The sequence below is a fragment of the Streptomyces sp. NRRL WC-3549 genome, from assembly GCF_000721935.1.
GTDB lineage: Bacteria > Actinomycetota > Actinomycetes > Streptomycetales > Streptomycetaceae > Streptomyces.
On the sequence record NZ_KL585414.1, the window covers coordinates 7,417 to 9,731 of the forward strand.

General features: G+C 67.3%; 3 protein-coding genes. 1 reads left to right on the forward strand and 2 read right to left on the reverse strand.

Translation table 11 applies throughout. The annotated features are described in order from the left end of the window. A partial coding sequence (locus IH13_RS0121245; RefSeq protein WP_199814783.1) for an NERD domain-containing protein occupies positions 1–623 on the reverse strand: 623 nt, incomplete at its 3' end. A gap of 709 nt (positions 624–1,332) precedes the next feature. Between IH13_RS0121245 and IH13_RS0121250 the strand changes: the two genes are divergently transcribed. Then, entirely contained in the window at positions 1,333–1,620 is a 288-nt protein-coding gene (locus tag IH13_RS0121250) for a hypothetical protein (protein ID WP_031086782.1), read from the forward strand. 320 nt (positions 1,621–1,940) lie between these two features. Here the strand turns inward: IH13_RS0121250 and IH13_RS0121255 are convergent, their stop codons facing one another. After that, positions 1,941–2,279 (reverse strand): DUF6233 domain-containing protein, encoded by a 339-nt coding sequence (locus IH13_RS0121255; RefSeq protein WP_031086784.1) that lies wholly within the window; start codon positions 2,277–2,279, stop codon positions 1,941–1,943. Between the last annotated feature and the right edge of the window lie 36 nt (positions 2,280–2,315).

Below are 2,315 nucleotides of genomic sequence, written 5' to 3' on the forward strand. Positions count from 1 at the left end.
TGGCGGGAGAACTCCTCGGTGATGCGCCGCTCGGAACGGTCCGGCGGCAGGCCCAGAAAATCCTGCCAGATACGTCCCAGGCCGCTCGCGCCGTCGTCGCGCCCGTACACGCGGATCCGCTGCACTTCGTCGAGATGGCTGACCAGGTCGGGGGCGGAGAGGAACACGGCCGGCTCGATGCGCGGGACCATGCGGTCGGACTTGTAGAGCTTGCGCGCCGCCCACTGCAGCTGGCTGCGCAGTTCTTTGGACTTAAGGTCGTTGAAGTGCAATGGGTTATTGATGGTGCGGACACGGTCACGGCCGCGGAAGCTCCAGGTGGAGCCCGTGTTACGGAGCTCGCCGGGGTGGCTCTTGATCTCGACGAGGAAGAGACCGGCCGGAACGGCGACGAGCAGATCGCACTCGTTGACACGGCCCGACTGAGCAGTGAAGGAGAACGTCGCCCAAGCGCGGTGGGGCTCCACGGCAGGCAGGAGGCGCCGTACATGGTCGAGCGCGTCCTGCTCCCAGGAGTAGGGCGAGAGCCGCTCCTGAAACCACTGCTGGGCGGGCTTGGCGGGCCCCGGCTTAGGCGCAGCCGCTGCGCGCCCGAGCCCCGGGTCCCCTCCCGTTGCTGTCACTGCCCTGCCTCCCTCGCCACTGGCCCCAAGGGCATGCCTAATGCCCTGGTGGAGCCTACCGCCACGGTCTGACAGGGCGTGCCGGAAACGTCCTCAGCCGACGCCGAGCTCGGGCTCTGCGTATGCCTCCGCAGAGTACGCAAGCACATTCGAGGCGACTATGCGATGCTCCCGCCGATCCCGAGACACAAGCATCCCGAGGTCGAACCGATGAGATTCCTGGTAGGTCGTCATTCCGAGCCGCCCCATAGGCCTCCGAAGACCTGATCCAGCGCCCGGGACACAGTCCAAAAGTGAGCGTCATCCGAGCATCAAGATTCTTCGAATCAAGCGTCGACCATCGTCGCCGCTACGGCACTTCAGCTATGAAACCGCAGGTCGGGCCAGCTGAGGCGACCATTTTGCCCGCTCGACCCGTTACACGAAGGAAAACAGGTCGAGCGCACCGAACCAGTCGTAAACCTGCAGGTCAGGCGTCCTTCTTCACCGGCTCCAGAATCGCCACGCACTCAACATGGTGCGTCATCGTGAAACATGTAGAGCCCAAAGCAGGTTAAAGAAAATTGCAGGTCAGCGACACATGAGGCACAAAACGGGCTCTAGATCAATGTGCATTGTGTGCGCTACGGGCGCTACCTGCGGCCTCTGACGCACGCCACAGAGTGCCGACTGGCCCGGTGACACCGACGCGCTGTGGTTCCTTGCCCGGTTGCGGGAGGAGGCCGGGGACCGGGACGGCGCCGAAAGGCTGTACCAGCAGATGGCCGACGCCCGGAGCGGAGCCGCGCTACCGCTCCTTGCCGATTTGCGGGAGGAGGCCGACCGGAACGGCGCCGAAAGGCTGTACCGGCAGGCCGCCGACGCCGGGAACGCCGACGCGCTGCTGAGGCTCGCCCGTGTGATCGCGACGAGCCATGTAAGCCTTCGGGCCGCAGGCGAGATCCTGCGGTATGGCTGGGAGCCCGACGGCAGCGTTTCGCCGGCCGGGTGGGAGTGAATGGTCGGCGCCAGGACGAGGCGTCTGGGGGGCGTTTTCGATCGATTGCGCCCTCTCGGTCGATCCGATCAGCGAGCAGCCCGAGAATCGAGATCGGCAGTGAGGGCGAGCGCGGCCTTGTACATGGTGAGGGGCGCGGTGACCGCACGGAGTACCCCTTTGCTTCAGCGGATCGTCCGCCCGGCGGCGAGCGCCTCAGCACGGCCGCGTGCTCGGAGTCGTGCAGCTGCTCGGCGCGCACGTCGGGGACGTCGAGGTCCAGGGTCGGGTCGGACACGGCGGGTTCTCACCCAGTAGCAGCCGCACGGAACGGCTGCCCGTCAGTCGAGGATGCCGAGTTCGGAGTCGGGCCGGCAGACTTCGCAGGCCCGTATCCCGCCCTCGGTGAGCGCACGGCGGGCGTCGTCGCCGCTGAGCGGCCTCTTCTGCGGGCCGGCGAGCTTGCAGTCGCCGATGTGGACACTGTCGGCGAGGGGGCTGCCGCGCACGCGGAGGTAGGACATCACCCACTCCGGGCCCTGCGGCAGCACCCGGACCGGGCGCATCGCGGTCTCGCGGGTCTCGACCTCGGCTATCCGGGCACGGACACGGTCCAAGGACAGCGCGAGCCAGTGCTCCAGGGTCCGCAGCCGCGGCAGGTCGGGCGGGAGGTCGGACATCGAATCACGCCTCGGCGGCGGCCCGCTTCGGCTTCT